Here is a 15,996-nt window from a genome sequence, read left to right on the forward strand (position 1 = left end):
GAAGCCTATGCCCTTAACGATGCGGAACGCGCCAAATCATGTCAATTAGGAAAATAATATCATGACAATATTTCCGGCACGGCACAAAATCAGGGCAATTCGCGCATCAGATGGCGAGCAGCAGATGCTCCGCATCGCCAAGCAGGAGCTTGGCGACAACGCTCAGGCCCGCGCGCAGTTCCCCTTCGGTTGTAGAGCCGAGAGAAATGCGCACGGCCGGATGCCAGGGTGACTCGGCGATGCGGAAGGAGGTGCCGGGTGCGATCGCCACGCCGCGCAGGCGGGCCTGCGAGACAAAGCTCTCCTCGGCGCGGTCGCCGGGAAGCTCGAGCCACAGATGCAGCCCGTCGCGGTGGACGCGGTAGTCGATGCCGGCCAGCACTTGCGAAGCGATGTCCTGGCGCCGCCTGAGCGCCGAGCGCTGCCAGCGGACGAGCTCCATCGCCGTCCCGTCGGTGACCCAGCGCGTGGCGATCTCGGCCACCATCGGCGTCGCCATCCAGTTCGAAACGAGGTGGCGATTGGCCACCGCCGCGACATAGCGGTCTGGCGCGGCGAGGTAGCCGATCCGCAGCCCGGGCACGGTGATCTTGGTGAAGGAGGTGACATAGAGCGTGCGCTCGGGCGCAAAGGCGGCTACCGGCGGCGGCCGGTCCTCGACCAGCGGCCCCAGCACGTCGTTCTCGATGATGGCGATGTCGTGCTTGCGCGCCACGGCCGCAATCTCCTCGCGCCGCCTGGCGTCCATCAGCGTCGCCGTCGGGTTGATGACCGAGGGCTGCACGAAGACGGCGCGGATGTCGGAAAGGCGGCAGGCCTCGTCGAGCGCTTCCGGGATGAGGCCGTTGCCGTCGATCGGCAGGCCGTCGAGGTTGAAGCCGAGATAGCGCGCGAGCGGCACCAGCGTATGGTGGCCAATGGCCTCGGTGGCGACCGTCGAGCCGGGCGGCGCCACGCTCATCAGCGCCACTGTCATGCCGGCGGTGGCGCCGTTGGTCAGGCTGACGTTCTGCGGCGAGGCGTCGAGGCCGCAGAGGCGCAGCCACTCGACCGCCACGGCGCGGTGGCGCGGAAAGACCATGTTCGGGCGGAAGGACAGCGCCGAGCTCGCCGGCAGGTTTTCGGCGAGCCAGCCCAGCGCCTGCTTCAGCCGCTCCAGGTGCATCGGCTCGCAGACCGGCTTGAGGATCGAGAGGTCGATGACCTCGCCCAGGCGCTCGGGAATGTAGGGCGGCTCCTCCTCGCGGCGTTGCGTCTGGACGAAGCTGCCGCGGCCGATCTCGCCGGAGATAAGGCCGCGCCGGATCAGCTCCTCATAGGCGCGGCTCACCGTTTGCACTGACAAATTCAGGTCTTCGGCCAGCCGGCGATGCGTCGGCAGACGGGCGCCATTGGCGAGGCGCCCGTCATGGATGGCGCGGGCAAACTGGTCGGCGAGCGACTGATAGGCCGGGCGGCGGATGAGGGCGGGATCTGGCTGCCACAATGTCATGACTTATTAGAGATCGAAATCAGTGCAATTGACAATCGAAATCATGCGCCGCCATGGTGGCGGGCAGCAAAAGGTGGACGCCGATGGCCGCAGCGAAACTCGATCCGATCGACCTCAAAATCCTCGACGCCATCCAGCGCGACGGGCGCATCACCAAGCTGGCCCTGGCCGACAAGGTCGGCCTGTCGCCGACGCCCTGCTGGATGCGGCTGCGCAAGCTGGAAAAGGCCGGCATCGTGGCCGGCTGCCATGCCTCGATCGCAATGCGCACGATCGCGCCGGTGGCGACCGTGCTGATGGAGGTGACGCTAGCCAGCCACCGCCAGGCCGATTTTGACCGCTTCGAGCGCGTCATCCGCGACATCCCCGAGATCGTTGCCTGCTGGTCGGTCGGCGGCGGCGTTGACTACGTGCTGAAGGTGATGGCGCGCGACATCGATGCCTATCAGCGACTGGTCGACGCCCTGCTTGAGCGCGAGATTGGCATCGACCGCTACTTCACCTACATCGTCACCAAGACGGTGAAGGAGGGGACCGTGCTGCCGGTGGCGGATTTGTTGCCGGGGCAAGGGTGAGGGCTCAGCAAGGCCCCCTCATCCGCCGCTTCGCGGCCACCTTCTCCCCGAGGGGAGAGGTCGGATTGCCCCGATTGCCCTCGCAATTCGGTTGGCAATCCGGGTGAGGGCCTCTGTCTCAGTTGCGGTGGCTAGAGAGATCGCCCTGCTCTCCCGGCGAATAGAGACAATCTCTCTACCTGCGGCTGCCGAAACAGCCTCTCTGTCTCGGCCACGGGGCTAGTTTCTCCACATCGCCTTGGCACCCGGAGACCTGATCGATGTCCGCGCATCTTGCTCGCACGAACCGCCATGAAGCGCTCGACCGGCTTGCCGACCGTCGGCTGCTGCGTGCGCTCGCCTATGTCGACGGCCATTGGACGGCGAGCGAGGCGGCGGAAAGTTTCGAGGTGACCGATCCCGCGACCGGCGCCACCATCGCCTTCATTGCCGCGCTAGATTCCGGGCAGACGACAGAGGCGATCGATGCCGCGTCCCGCGCCTTTCCCGCCTGGCGGGCATTGCTACCGCAGGAGCGCTCGAAGATTTTGCGAAAATGGTTCGAGCTGATCATTGCCGCCAAAGAGGATCTGGCGCTGCTTATGACGCTCGAACAAGGCAAGCCGCTGAAGGAGTCGCTCGGCGAGATCGACTATGCCGCCTCCTTCGTCGAGTGGTACGCCGAGGAAGCTAAACGCCTCAACGCCGAAAACGTCACCAGCCATCTGCCGGGCGCCGAGATGATGGTCCGGCGCGAGCCGCTCGGCGTCGTCGGCGTCGTCACGCCGTGGAATTTTCCATCGGCTATGCTCACCCGCAAGGCGGCCGCCGCCCTTGCCGCCGGCTGCACCATCGTCGCGCACCCCTCCTCAGAAACGCCGCTGTCGGCGCTGGCGCTGGCCGAACTCGGCGAGCGCGCCGGTCTTCCCGCCGGTGTCTTCAACGTCGTCACCGGCAATGCCCGCGCAATCGTCGGGCGGATGTGCGAAGATGTCCGCGTGCGCGCCATGAGCTTCACCGGCTCGACCGAAATCGGCCGGCTGATCGCCGCGCAAAGTGCGCCGACCATGAAGCGACTGATCATGGAGCTCGGCGGCCATGCACCGCTGATCGTGTTCGACGACGCCGATATCGACAAAGCGGTTGCGATCGCGCTCGACGCCAAATTCGCCACCTCCGGCCAGGATTGCCTGGCCGCCAACCGGATCTATGTGCAGCGGCCGCTCTATGACCGCTTCTGCGCCGCGTTCGCCCACCGCATCGAGCGGCTCCGCACCGGCAATGGGCTTTCTGGCGACGCCGATATCGGTCCGCTGATGCATGAGCGCGCCGTCAAGAAGGTGGAGGAGCAGGTGGCCGATGCACTCGCGCGCGGGGCGCGGTGTCTCGCCGGCGGCAAGCGCCACGCCGCCGGTCCGCTGTTCTACCAGCCGACGCTGCTTGTCGACGTGCCGGACGAAGCCCTGATCATGCGCGACGAAACCTTCGGCCCGGTCGCCGCGGTGACGCCCTTCGACGACGAGGCAGAGGTCGTCGCCCGCGCCAACGCCACCGAATATGGGCTCGTCGCCTATGTCGTGACCGAAAGCGGCGCCCGGCAGGCGCGCATGGGCCGCGCGCTGGATTACGGCATGGTCGCCATCAACCGGGTGAAGATCACCGGCGCGCCGATCCCGTTCGGCGGCGTCAAGCAGTCCGGCATCGGCCGCGAAGGCTCGCGCCACGGATCAGAGGCCTTTACCGACCTAAAATACCTGTGTCTCGATGTGGCCTAGGACCGCCCGGACCGCCGTCCTCAAGGAGTGAAAAAGATGCTTGAACAATCCAACGAACTCTCAGCCTGGGACCGTGACCACTTCTTCCATCCCTCGACCCATATGGGCACTCATGCGCGGGGCGAATCGCCGGCGCGCGTCATGGCCGGCGGCGAGGGCGTCACCGTCTGGGACAACAATGGCAAGAAAAGCATCGACGCCTTCGCCGGGCTCTATTGCGTCAATGTCGGTTATGGCCGCCAGAAGATCGCCGATGCCATTGCCACCCAGGCAAAGAGCCTCGCCTACTATCACGCCTATGTCGGCCACGGCACGGAGGCTTCGATCACCTTGGCCAAGATGATCGTCGACCGCGCGCCCGAGGGCATGTCGAGGGTGTATTTCGGGCTCTCCGGCTCGGACGCCAACGAGACCAACATCAAGCTGATCTGGTATTACAACAACGTGCTCGGCCGGCCCGAGAAGAAGAAGATCATCTCGCGCTGGCGCGGCTATCACGGCTCGGGCGTGATGACGGGCTCGCTGACCGGGCTCGACCTGTTCCACAACGCCTTCGACCTGCCGCGCGCGCCGATCCTGCACACCGAGGCGCCCTACTATTTCCGCCGCGCCGACCGCTCGCAGAGCGAGGAGCAGTTCTCGCAATATTGCGCCGACAAGCTGGAAGAAATGATCCTCGCCGAAGGTCCGGAGACGGTCGCGGCCCTCATCGGCGAGCCGATCCTCGGCACCGGCGGCATCGTGCCGCCGCCGGCCGGTTACTGGGAAAAGATCCAGGCGGTGCTGAAGAAGTACGACGTGCTGCTCGTCGCCGACGAGGTGGTGACCGGCTTCGGCAGGCTCGGCACGATGTTCGGCTCCCACCATTACGGTATCAAGCCGGACCTGATCACCATCGCCAAGGGCCTGACCTCTGCCTATGCGCCACTCTCCGGCGTCATCGTCTCCGACAAGGTCTGGCAGGTGCTGGTCAAAGGCTCCGACAAGCTCGGCTCGCTCGGCCATGGCTGGACCTATTCGGCGCATCCGATCTGCGTTGCCGCGGGCGTCGCCAATCTCGAACTGATCGACGAGATGGACCTGGTCAGGAACGCCGGCGAGACCGGCGCCTATTTCCGCGCCGAGCTTGCCAAGGCGGTCGGCGGCCACAAACATGTCGGGGAGGTGCGTGGCGACGGGATGCTGGCGGCGATCGAATTCGTCAAGGACCGCGACGACCGCGCCTTCTTCGATCCGGCGCTGAAAGTGGGGCCGCAGATCGCCACGGCACTCGCCGCAAGCGGCGTCCTCGGCCGCGCCATGCCGCAGGGCGACATCCTCGGCTTCGCGCCGCCGCTCTGCCTGACGCGCGAGGAAGCCGACACGGTGGTGGCGAAGACAGCGGACGCGGTGAACGCCGTGTTTGCCAGCCTCTGAGACGGGGGATGAATGCCGTGACCAGAACCATTCCGGCCACAATGGCCGCGGTCCAGCTCACCGGCCATGGCGGTCCGGAAAAGCTCGTCTACCGCACCGACGTCAAGGTGCCTTGGCCGGCTGCCGGCGAGGTGCTGGTCCAGGTCAGCGCCTGCGGCATGAACAACACCGATGTCTGGGTGCGGCAGGGCGCCTATGGCACGGAAGAGGATGCTGCGGCGGTGTCGACCTGGCGCCGGCAGGGCAACACGCTTGTTTTCCCGCGCATCCAGGGCACCGACACGGTGGGGACCATCGCCGCCGTCGGCGACGGCGTCTCGCCCGACCGTATCGGCGAGCGGGTGATGGTCGACTTTTCCATCTACAACCGCGACGACAATTCGCTGGCCGACATCGACTATATGGGCCATGGCCGCGACGGCGGTTACGCCGAATATCAGACCTTGCCGGCCGAGAACGCGCATGTCGTCGACACCGATATGAGCGACGTCGAGCTCGCCACCTTCTGCTGCGCATATCTGACCGGCGAGCAGATGCTGGAGCGCGCGGCACTGAAAGCCGGCGAACTTGTGCTGGTCACCGGCGCTTCCGGCGGCGTCGGCTCGGGTATCGTGCAGTTGGCGCGGGCGCGCGGCGCCATCCCCTATGCCATTGTCGGCAAGGGCAAGGAGCAGGCGGTGCTCGATATCGGCGCCGAAAAGGTGATCACGCGCGGGGTGGCCGACCTGCCGGCCGCCGTTAGCGAAGCGACGGGCGGAAAACCGATCGACGTGGTCGCCGACCTTGTCGGCGGCGCCATCTTCAACGACCTGTTGCGCATCCTGCGGCCCGAGGGGCGCTACACCACGGCTGGCGCCATCGCCGGTCCAGTGGTGCAGTTGGATCTCCGTACCATGTACCTGAAGCAGCTGCAGCTGCACGGCTCGAGCCAGGGCACGCGGGCGGATTTTCGCCGCATCGTCCGCTACATCGAAGACAAGAAGATTCGGCCGCTGGTCGGTGGCGTCTACAAACTGTCTGACTTCCACCGCGCGCAGACGGATTTCGTGGCGAAGGACTTTGTCGGCAAGCTTGTCGTGGTGCCGGACGCGATGTGGAACCGCGGCGAAGATCACTGGTCGCGGACCGAACCGAGATCAGCTCAAATTGCAATTGAATAGTGTCATCTTGAGTCATCGCAGCTGACGCCATTCTCTGCCTCAGCGCAACGAGGCGACAACAGACAAACCCAAGGTAATGAGTCCTCCCGGGAACAGTAGCGCTGTTTTCGAGTTGATAGTCTGATCAACTAGCAGCTGTTTTGCAGGATGCACGACAGGGCGAACGGGAGAGTTCCATGGGTCTCGGCACAATTCTGATAGTTCTGCTAATTCTTGTTTTGCTTGGCGGCTTCAGCGGCCTCGGCGGCGGTCCGTTTTACGGCACCGGTTATTACGGCGGCGGCGGCCTTGGGTTGGTTTTGCTGATCGTCATCATCCTGGTTGTGCTCGGCCGCCTCTAGCGCCGCTGAGGCAGACATAGCGTTGCCCGCTGATCGAGCAGCGATCGGCGGGCAATTGGCGATGGCGACCGCGGAGGAGCATTGGGCCGCAAACTCGACCTCAGAAGCGGCCGGCCGGTCTGGTTCGCCTATCGCGCGCCGCCCGTCCGAGTGGGAAAGCTGACACGAGACGTAAAGAGCGAAGTGCTGGTCGTCGGCATGGGCATCAGCGGCGCCATGATGGCGGAGGCGCTGACGCGTGCGGGCCATGAAGTGATGTGCATCGATCGACGCGGCCCGGTTCTCGGATCAACCTCGGCGACGACGGCGCTGGTGCAGTTCGAACTTGATCAACCGCTGGTCAAACTTTCCGCCATCAAGGGCAAGCTCGACGCCGCGCGCGCATGGCGGCGCTCGCGCTTGGCGGTGATCAACCTTCGCGGGCGGATCGCCGAACTCGGCATCGACTGCACCCTCGCCAACCCGCCTTCACTCTATCTGGCGGGCAACATGCTTGGTCCAGCGGAATTGCGCGCCGAAAGCAACGCACGCCGGCAGGCCGGTATTGCCGCGACTTATCTGACCCGCCAGGCTTTGGCCGACAGTTTCGGAATCGATCGCGCAGCAGCCATCCTCAGCCACGACAACATTGCGCTCGATCCGCGCAAGCTCACAGCCGGACTGTTGCTGCGGGCTTTGGCGCGGAAGGCACGTCTTTATGCACCAGTGCAAGCGACCGAGATCGAGCACGGTCGCGATCAGGTTGTTGTCAAAACCAGTCTCGGTCCGACGATCTCGGCACGACATCTGGTGCTGGCAACCGGCTATGAGTTGACCGACATCATTCCGGCGACCGCGCACAGCATCGTTTCAACCTGGGCGATCGCCACGAACCGCCAGCCCCAAGGCCTATGGCCTGCGACTGCTCTGCTATGGGAGGCATCGGAGCCGTATCTTTACGTTCGGACAACGGCAGACGGCCGGGTCATTTGCGGTGGTGAGGACGAGGATTTCACCGATGAGGAGCATCGCGACGCAATGATCGCCGAAAAGGCCCAGCGCCTGGCGGCCAAGCTGGGCCATCTGTTGCCAAAGCTGGACACCAGACCGGAATTTGCATGGACCGGCTCCTTCGGCACCACGGCCTCCGGCCTGCCCTATATAGGCGCCCTGCCCCGCTTCCCACGCATTCACGCCGTGATGGGCTATGGCGGCAACGGCATCACCTTCTCGCAGATCGCTTCTGAGATGGTTTCATCTGCGATTGGCGGCCTCCAGGACATCGATACCGAGCTTTTTGCATTCCGCGGCTGCTAGATCGACAGGCGAGAGCGCCGAAGGCCAGGACTACCTCCTGGGTGACTGAACTAGGTCCACTCCGACAGGATTGTCTCCATCTCCACTGTCTCGACCTGCTGCGCAAATCGTTGATGATAGACCGTTAGCAGCGCGTCGTGAGTGGCATCCGAACTGCTGCACAGAGCGTCCGTCACCAGCACCACCCGGTAGCCGAAATCAATGGCGCCGAGAACGGTTGCCAGCACGCAGACGTCGGTCTCGCCGCCGGTGATCACCAGTGTGTCGATCCTATGCCGCGCGAGAAAGTTCCTGAGCCTGCCCTCGAACCAGGGCGAATAGATGTGCTTGTCGAGAACGGTTGCCGGCGGAGAGTGTCGCATCAGCGAAGGCAGAAGCTCAATCATTTCCGGGTCGAGCTCGGACATGGTCATCGACGCCCATCGGTCATAGTAGCGCTTCCACGTGCCCACCCCCTGCCCCGGCCTCTGTGCAGGCAGGAAGCGGGTAAAGATGGTTTGCGCCGCATGCCTTGCGACCAGCGTTTCGATGAGGGGCAGGACGCGGGCCATCCACGGCGTCGCCCAGGGCGATGGCTCCGCGAACAAGCGCTGCATGTCGACGCAGAGATGGACGCAACTGCTGCCCAATGGTCCGTAGGTCAATCCATGCGCTGACATTGAGGACCTCTTCGGTCCGACCTCTTTCCGACACGACGCCTGGTTAGGCCTTGCAGGCTTGCGTGCCGCTTCTTTGCGTCGCTGCAGCTATTCGGGGAGGTGCGGCGTATGCTGTTTGTCCTCGGCCGGATCGGCGTCGATGCGCGCCTTGTGCGGATCGAAAACGCCGTGCCGAGCGATAGCCAAGGCGGCTGTCTCAGGCGTCTCATAGGCCCACATGAAATTGTCGGCGGATGCACCGGCGGCATGAACGCGCCAATAGCTGGCCGTGCCCCATGGAGAATCCGAGGTGGTGTTCGTTTTCTCGAAGAGCTCGAAATAGATATCCTCGAACGGGATGTAGAAGACCGGATTTCGCCCATCTTCATAAAGCAGCTTTGCCCGCTCGCTGGACGCAACGATGGCGTCTGAAAACCTGACCGTCACTGTGCCGTCAAAGGGCACGATGGCAGGGGCGGTCGGAAAATGCATGGAACTCGCCGGTGAGGTTTGCATTCTCGTACTCCTTGACTGCGTGTTCATGGAAACGTTGCTCAGCCATGGCAGTTCCGGCCAAGCGCGCAATTGGCGCAAACCTTTTCGACCCCGACGGTAGACCGTCAGGGCTCGTCCTTGGAGTTCATGATTTGAATGGCGGGCGCGACCACCCGCCACGGCAGGTGGGCTTTTGCCCTGAACTGAGCCGGAGACGTCCAGCGCGTTAGCGTGAGCGCCAGGGTCGGACGAAAAGCGTCGTCAGCAAACTGCTGAGGACCATCCACGCAGCCACCTCGCGTCCGGATGCCCCAGGCCTGCCCCGCCTGGTGCTTGCGTGGGCCGCCATCACGGGCGCGAGGTCGGGTCGACTTCCGTGCCTGACAGAATAGGCGCGGGTTATCTCGGCGCCGAACAGGAAGATCTGGGCCGAATAGTAGACCCACAACAGCACGATTATCAGCGCGCCGGCCGCACCATAGGAAGTCGCTATCGCACTCGTCCCGATGTACCAGCCGATCAGAGCCTTGCCGATCGTGAACAAAAGCGTGGTAACGAGCGAACCGACGGCGACGTCGCGCCATTGCAACGTCCTGTCAGGCAGGACCTTGTATATTGCCGCAAAGAGCAGTGCGATCAGCACGAAGGAAACCACTGTGTTGATGGCGCTGACTATCAGTTCGCCGAACGGAAGACCTGCATTGATGAGTTCGCCGAGGGCGGAGATTGCCGTGCTCGCAGCCAGCGATACCAGAAGCATGAAGCCGAGGGCGGCGACAAGCCCAAGGCTTGCGGCCCGCGCCCGCACCAATCGCGACAGCGACGTGCCGCCCGGCTTCACCTTCCAGATTTCGTTGAGCGAGAGCTGCATCTCGCCGAAGACGCCCGACGCGGTTACGAGCAACGTCACCAACCCCAATATGGCGGCCAGGGTACTCGATGATCCGCGCGAGGCGGTCTCGATCGTCGCCTGCAGGAGATCGGCGCTCTGCGCGCCCATGACGCCCGATATCTGGGCCGAAAGGGCCAGCCGGGCGGCGTCGTTGCCGAAGACCAGGCCAGCAATTGCCACCACGATCAGCAGGATCGGCGCAAGCGAGGTGGCGGCATAGAAGGCCATCGCCGCACCATGGCTCAGTGCGTTGTCGTTGAGGAAGCCGCTGATGGCCTCTCTCAGCAGAACCCAGCCTTCACGAACCCACGCTCGCATCTTCGCTCTGCCGCCACATCTGGGACGCAAAATCGCGCACAGGACAAACCCGGCATGGGCACGATGGTTCCTTTGGGCATTGTTTCACCGAGCGCCCGACCTGCCCAGAAAGATGCTTCCGTGTTCGTGGAAGATGTGTTGCGCTAATCCTCTGTTTGTTCGCTTCGGCCAGCCGATTCGCACGCCCTAGCACCGCTGGCGCCGCAAGCCGCTCGATGATTTCAGGGTCGATCGCTTCAATCCCGCCCAGGTGCAATGAACTCGGCGGTCGAAAGCCTCGATTGGGATCTGCGTGGTGAACGTTGACGGGCAGCATGCGGCAGTTCACCTTCGCGCGGATTGCCTGTCCAAGGCGCGTTGTTTTTCGGACCCTTCGCACCCTATGCAAAACAAGACCACGCAGGCGACAAGGCAGGCTACAAGCGCCAATCAGAGCCAGGCCGTCGGCGCGGATCTGATCGCTGTCGTCATTGCCGTAACCGCTGGCGAGCCACGTGTCCTGACCATTGAGCAAGCTCAAGCGTTGCCGTCCGGCCCTTTTGAGCTCGGCCATCGTTCCCTGCAGTCAGGCCTGAGGGCATGGGTGGAGCGGCAGACAAGCCATCCGCTGGGCTATGTAGAACAGCTCTACACCTTTGCCGACCGCGACCGGACCGGCGACGAGCGTGTGCAGATCTCGATCAGCTATCTCGGCCTGACAAGAGAAGAGCAGGCCGAACGGTCGCCAACGCATGGCTGGCGAGGCTGGTATGACTATTTTCCCTGGGAGGATCACCGTGCGGGCGTGCCACCTATCGTGCCCGATGTGCTCATCCCTCGACTTTTGGCCTGGGCCGACGGCACGGATAATCTGAGCATACGCCGCGATCGCCGGCAGCGCGTGGCGTATGCCTTCGGCCTGGATGATCGCGGCTGGAACGAGGAGCTTGCTCTGCAGCGTTACGAACTGCTGTATGAGGCCGCCCTGGTGCCGGAGGCCACACGCGGCCGGGACAATGGCATTTCGCCGGCCATTCCCGGCCGGCCAATGACTGCCGACCATCGCCGCATTCTGGCGACCGGGATCGCCAGGCTTCGAACCAAGATCAAATACCGCCCCGTCGTGTTCGAGCTAATGCCGCCGGCTTTCACGCTCCTGCAGTTGCAGCGAACCGTTGAAGCGCTCGCAGGCCGGCTCGTGCACAAACAGAATTTCCGGCGCCTTATCGAACAGCAGGATCTGGTCGAGGAGACCGGGGAGACGATGTCGGACACAGGCGGGCGTCCGGCGAAGCGTTTCCGTTTCCGTCAGGCGGTTCTGGCGGAACGAGCTGTCGCGGGGACAAAATTGCCACTTTCACGCGCTTGACATTCCTTATGCTCAAGTTAAGCATATGCCTCAGTTATACTCAATTCGAGCATAATTGGAGACAGGGTATGTTCAACGCCTCCGCGCGCACGGCCGCGCTCTACGAACGCGTGCGCCGGGTCATCCCACCGATCGAATGGACCGCCTTCGCCGGCGACATCGACGCCATCCTCGACCTGAAGCGGCAGCGAAACGCTGTCATCCTGGCGCACAACTATCAGACGCCGGAGATCTTCCATTGCGTCGCCGATATCGTCGGCGACAGCCTGGCGCTTGCCCGCAAGGCGATATCGGCCGAAGCGGACGTGATTGTGCTGGCCGGCGTGCATTTCATGGCCGAGACGGCAAAGCTGCTCAACCCTGAGAAGACCGTGCTCATTCCAGACCTGCGCGCAGGCTGTTCACTGGCGGACTCTATTACCGCCGAGGATATCCGCCTGCTCAGGCAACGCTACCCCGGCCTGCCGGTCGTCACCTATGTCAACACGTCGGCTGAGGTGAAGGCCGAGTCCGACATCTGTTGCACGTCAGGCAATGCGAAAGCGGTCGTCGAGTCCCTTGGCGTTCCCCGGGTGATCATGCTGCCGGACGAGTATCTGGCCCATAACATCGCCGCCCAGACCGACGTGGAGATCATCGCCTGGAAAGGGCATTGCGAGGTGCATGAGCGCTTCACGCCAGCCGATATCCGCGAGTTGCGCGAAAACCATCCCGGCGTGACGGTGCTCGCGCATCCCGAATGCCCGCCCGATGTGGTGGCCGAGGCCGATTTTTCCGGCTCAACCGCCGCCATGTCCGATTATGTCGAAAGGCAAAAGCCGCCCCGCGTCGTGCTGATGACGGAATGCTCGATGAGCGACAATGTCGCGCTTCAGCATCCCGAGGTCGAATTCATCCGACCCTGCAATCTCTGCCCGCACATGAAGCGGATAACGCTGGCCAGCATCCGCATGGCGCTCGAGCAGAACCGCCATGTCGTCACCATTGAGCCGGAGATTGCCGGGCGCGCGCGGCTGGCCGTCGAGCGGATGCTGGCGGTATGAGCATGGACGTCCGCGACCTCGACGACCGGCCGGTCATCATCGGCGCCGGCATAGCCGGGCTGATGACCGCACTACACTTGGCACCCGAGCCGGTGCTTCTGCTCTCAAGATCGCCGCTTGGCGCGGATGCGTCCAGCGCGTGGGCGCAAGGCGGGCTTGCCGCCAGCATGGGCGATGATGATGACCCGATCCTCCATCTTACCGATACGCTCGCCGCCGGTGACGGCCTTTGCGATGCGGAAGCAGCAAGGCGCATCGTGTACGCTGCGCCCGCCGCGATCGAATATCTGGCACGGTTTGGGGTTCGTTTTGATCGGACGCCGGCAGGCGCTCTTCGTCTCGGACTGGAGGCCGCGCACAGCCGGCGGCGCATCGTTCATGCCGGTGGTGACGGCAGCGGACGAGAGGTCATGCGTGCCCTGGTCGCGGCGGTACGTTCGACGCCGACAATAGAGGTGATCGAGGGCTTCGAAGCGCGCCGGCTGGTGACGGAGGACGGCAGAATCGCCGGTGTCCTGGCGAGCGGCGCGGCAGGTCCGGTGTTCCTCGCGACGGCACGGGTCGTCCTCGCCACGGGTGGGATCGGTGGCTTGTTCCACGACAGCACCAATCCTCTGGGCAGTTGCGGACAGGGTCTGGCGTTGGCGGCCCGTGCGGGGGCTGTGCTTGCCGATCTGGAATTCGTCCAGTTCCATCCGACCGCGCTTGACGAGCCGAAGCGCCCGATGTCGCTGATCAGCGAAGCCGTTCGCGGCGAAGGCGCAACCTTGGTCGATGAGACGGGCCGGCGGTTTCTCAGCGGCGTGAAAGGGACGGAACTTGCGCCGCGCGACGTGCTGGCGCGTGCCGTCGGGAACCATCTGGCCAGCGGACACCGCGTCTTTCTCGACGTGCGGGAAAGGCCCGGCCCGACATTCGCGCGGCAGTTCCCGACGATCGCATTGGCTTGCAAAGAAGCCGGCATCGATCCGGCGCGTGACCTCATTCCTATCCGGCCGGCGCAGCACTACCATATGGGTGGTGTGGCCGTGGATCTGGCCGGCCGCACATCGGTTCAAGGACTTTGGGCTTGCGGCGAAGTCGCCTCGACCGGGTTGCATGGCGCCAACAGGCTCGCCAGCAATTCCTTGACCGAGGCGGTGGTCTGCGCACGCTGGGTGGCAGAAAGCCTGCGGGGGATCCCTGCCCGGCGTGCACAGCAAACGTTTGCAAGTGACTCTCCGTCGCCCGATCCGGCAGCAGTGCGCCCTGTCTTGTCGCGCGCGCTCGGCGTTGTACGGAATCGCGAAGGCCTGGAAGCAGCGGCGCGTGCCTTGTTGCCGCTCGCCGAGTGCGCGGATGCTACCTCAGGTCCGGCCGTGGTCGGGCTGATGATCACGATTGCCGCGTTGCAACGTCGGGAAAGTCGCGGCGCCCACCACCGGACGGATTTTCCCCTTCATGCGGCCGTCGCCCGACGCTCAGAAATCACCCTGGAGGCCGCCCTGAGGACAGCGCGGGAACTCGAACCTCGGCTGGAATGCCTGACATGATGGACCTCTCGCCACTTCCCACAATCATGTTTGAGCCTCTGGTACGGGCAGCTCTGCTCGAGGACCTTGGCAGGGCCGGCGATTTGACCACGGACGCCATCGTGGCGAATGAACGCCACGCGACGACCGTGCTGGCGGCGCGCCAGCAAGGCGTCGTCGCCGGCCTTGATCTGGCGATGCTTGCCTTCAAGCTGATCGATCCGAATGTCGAGATGACGGTGGAGCGCGCGGACGGCAGCGAGGTCGCGCAGGGAGAGGTCATCGCCTCGGTGAGCGGCCCGGCCCGCGCCATTCTCACGGCGGAACGCACGGCGCTCAATTTCCTGTGCCATCTCAGCGGCATAGCCACGGCGACGGCATCAATCGTCAATGCGGTCCGGGGGCACAAGGCGAAAATTGTCTGCACCCGCAAGACGACTCCTGGCTTGCGAGCGGTCGAAAAATACGCTGTGCGCGCCGGCGGCGGCGCCAATCACCGCTTCGGCCTCGACGACGCCATCCTGATCAAGGACAACCACATCGCCATCGCCGGCGGAATTCGCCCGGCAATGGAGCGGGCGCGAATGAGCGTCGGCCATCTCGTCAAGGTCGAAGTCGAGGTCGATACGCTGGTCCAGTTGGAAGAGGCCTTGGCGCACGCGCCCGACGCAGTCCTGCTGGACAACATGTCAGTCGATGACTTGCGCAATGCGGTGGCCATGGTGGGTGGCCGGGCGGTCACCGAGGCGTCTGGCAGGATCACCGCCGCGATTGCGCCAGCCGTTGCCGCAACCGGTATCGACCTGATTTCCATCGGCTGGTTGACTCACAGCGCCCCGATCCTCGATATCGGCCTCGATTATCGTGAGCTTTGATCGTCGGACCTGGCCATCTAAAGTCTAGCCGGCTCGCCACAACGCAAGGAACAGGATCGAAATGCACGCAGCGATTTCGGAAAAGACCGCGCCTGAAGTTCAATCCCTCGGCGACCGCCGGGTATGGAGCCTGGAAGAAGCCCAGGCTCTCCACGATGCACCTTTCAACGACCTCTTGTTTCAGGCGCAGACCGTTCACCGCCAGAACTTCGATCCCAACAAGGTCCAGCTCAGCCGACTTCTCAGCATCAAGACGGGCGGCTGTCCGGAGGATTGCGGCTATTGCAGCCAGTCGGCGCACCATGAAAGCGGGCTGAAGGCGTCGAAGCTGATGGAGGTCAGGCGCGTCATCGCTGAAGCGACCAAGGCGCGCGACGCCGGCGCCACCCGCTATTGCATGGGCGCCGCCTGGCGAAATCCCAAGGGGCGCGACATGGATGCGGTCGTGGCGATGGTCGAAGGCGTCAAGGCGCTGGGCATGGAGACCTGCATGACGCTCGGCATGCTCGACCTCGGCCAGGCGCAGCGGCTGAAGGAGGCCGGCCTCGACTACTACAACCACAACATCGACACCTCCGAGCGCTACTACTCAGAGATCATCTCGACCCGGACATTTGCAGACCGCCTGGATACGCTGGCCAATGTCCGCGACAGCGGCATCAAGGTCTGCTGCGGCGGCATTGTCGGCATGGGCGAAGAGCCGGTGGACCGGATCGACATGCTGGTGACATTGGCCAACCTGCCGGAACATCCGGAAAGCGTTCCGATCAACATGCTCATCCCGATCGCCGGCACCCCGCTTGCCGATGCCAGGCCGATCGAGCCGATCGAGTTCGTGCGCG

15 protein-coding genes are annotated in these 15,996 nt (G+C 64.0%); 11 read left to right on the plus strand and 4 right to left on the minus strand.

From position 1 onward, the window contains the following. Nucleotides 1-106: 106 nt before the first annotated feature. Nucleotides 107-1,492 (minus strand): PLP-dependent aminotransferase family protein, encoded by a 1,386-nt coding sequence (locus tag EN745_RS04475; RefSeq protein WP_127420624.1) that lies wholly within the window; start codon nt 1,490-1,492, stop codon nt 107-109. Between the two features lie 83 nt (nt 1,493-1,575). On the opposite strand from EN745_RS04475, the gene EN745_RS04480 reads away from it, so the two are divergent. The 6 genes from EN745_RS04480 (at nt 1,576) to EN745_RS04505 (ending at nt 8,034) form a co-directional block, all read left to right on the plus strand. Then, nucleotides 1,576-2,067, plus strand: a complete 492-nt coding sequence (locus EN745_RS04480; protein ID WP_127420625.1) for an Lrp/AsnC family transcriptional regulator — start codon at nt 1,576-1,578, stop codon at nt 2,065-2,067. Between the two features lie 260 nt (nt 2,068-2,327). Beyond that, nucleotides 2,328-3,821, plus strand: a complete 1,494-nt coding sequence (locus tag EN745_RS04485; protein WP_127420626.1) for an NAD-dependent succinate-semialdehyde dehydrogenase — start codon at nt 2,328-2,330, stop codon at nt 3,819-3,821. Between the two features lie 36 nt (nt 3,822-3,857). Then, nucleotides 3,858-5,237: an aspartate aminotransferase family protein gene (locus tag EN745_RS04490; protein WP_126056201.1), complete on the plus strand. Its 1,380-nt coding sequence runs from the start codon at nt 3,858-3,860 to the stop codon at nt 5,235-5,237. A gap of 8 nt (nt 5,238-5,245) precedes the next feature. Beyond that, nucleotides 5,246-6,397, plus strand: coding sequence for an alcohol dehydrogenase family protein (locus EN745_RS04495; protein ID WP_127420627.1), 1,152 nt, complete (start codon nt 5,246-5,248; stop codon nt 6,395-6,397). Between the two features lie 176 nt (nt 6,398-6,573). Then, nucleotides 6,574-6,738 (plus strand): DUF3309 family protein, encoded by a 165-nt coding sequence (locus EN745_RS04500; protein ID WP_126056203.1) that lies wholly within the window; start codon nt 6,574-6,576, stop codon nt 6,736-6,738. 81 nt (nt 6,739-6,819) lie between these two features. After that, nucleotides 6,820-8,034, plus strand: coding sequence for an FAD-binding oxidoreductase (locus tag EN745_RS04505; protein ID WP_127420628.1), 1,215 nt, complete (start codon nt 6,820-6,822; stop codon nt 8,032-8,034). Nucleotides 8,035-8,084: 50 nt separating this feature from the next. Here EN745_RS04505 and EN745_RS04510 read toward each other — a convergent pair whose 3' ends face one another. From EN745_RS04510 to EN745_RS04520, 3 genes are all read right to left on the minus strand, one after another. Next, a complete protein-coding gene (locus tag EN745_RS04510; RefSeq protein WP_127420629.1) occupies nt 8,085-8,693 on the minus strand; it encodes an isochorismatase family cysteine hydrolase in 609 nt (202 codons plus the stop codon). 87 nt (nt 8,694-8,780) lie between these two features. After that, nucleotides 8,781-9,164 carry a DUF427 domain-containing protein gene (locus EN745_RS04515; protein WP_245487631.1) on the minus strand — a complete coding sequence of 128 codons (384 nt, stop codon included), beginning with the start codon at nt 9,162-9,164 and terminating at the stop codon, nt 8,781-8,783. A gap of 229 nt (nt 9,165-9,393) precedes the next feature. Then, on the minus strand, nt 9,394-10,377 hold the full coding sequence (locus tag EN745_RS04520; protein ID WP_127420630.1) for a YihY/virulence factor BrkB family protein: 984 nt from the start codon (nt 10,375-10,377) through the stop codon (nt 9,394-9,396). 382 nt (nt 10,378-10,759) lie between these two features. Here EN745_RS04520 and EN745_RS04525 point away from each other — a divergent pair, with 382 nt between their 5' ends. The 5 genes from EN745_RS04525 to bioB all read left to right on the plus strand — a co-directional run. Beyond that, nucleotides 10,760-11,725 carry a hypothetical protein gene (locus EN745_RS04525; protein ID WP_127420631.1) on the plus strand — a complete coding sequence of 322 codons (966 nt, stop codon included), beginning with the start codon at nt 10,760-10,762 and terminating at the stop codon, nt 11,723-11,725. 68 nt (nt 11,726-11,793) lie between these two features. Further along, complete coding sequence (nadA, locus tag EN745_RS04530; RefSeq protein WP_189362953.1) at nt 11,794-12,768, plus strand: quinolinate synthase NadA; 975 nt, start codon at nt 11,794-11,796, stop codon at nt 12,766-12,768. Then, on the plus strand, nt 12,765-14,300 hold the full coding sequence (locus EN745_RS04535) for an L-aspartate oxidase (protein ID WP_127420632.1): 1,536 nt from the start codon (nt 12,765-12,767) through the stop codon (nt 14,298-14,300). The genes nadA and EN745_RS04535 overlap by 4 nt, the downstream gene beginning before the upstream one ends. Then, nucleotides 14,300-15,154: a carboxylating nicotinate-nucleotide diphosphorylase gene (gene nadC, locus EN745_RS04540; protein ID WP_127420633.1), complete on the plus strand. Its 855-nt coding sequence runs from the start codon at nt 14,300-14,302 to the stop codon at nt 15,152-15,154. Before EN745_RS04535 ends, nadC begins: the two co-directional genes overlap by 1 nt. Before the next feature lie 61 nt (nt 15,155-15,215). Beyond that, nucleotides 15,216-15,996: biotin synthase BioB (bioB, locus tag EN745_RS04545; protein WP_127420634.1), on the plus strand; the 781-nt coding region annotated here is incomplete at its 3' end.

The organism is Mesorhizobium sp. M4A.F.Ca.ET.022.05.2.1 (genome assembly GCF_003998845.1).
GTDB lineage: Bacteria > Pseudomonadota > Alphaproteobacteria > Rhizobiales > Rhizobiaceae > Mesorhizobium.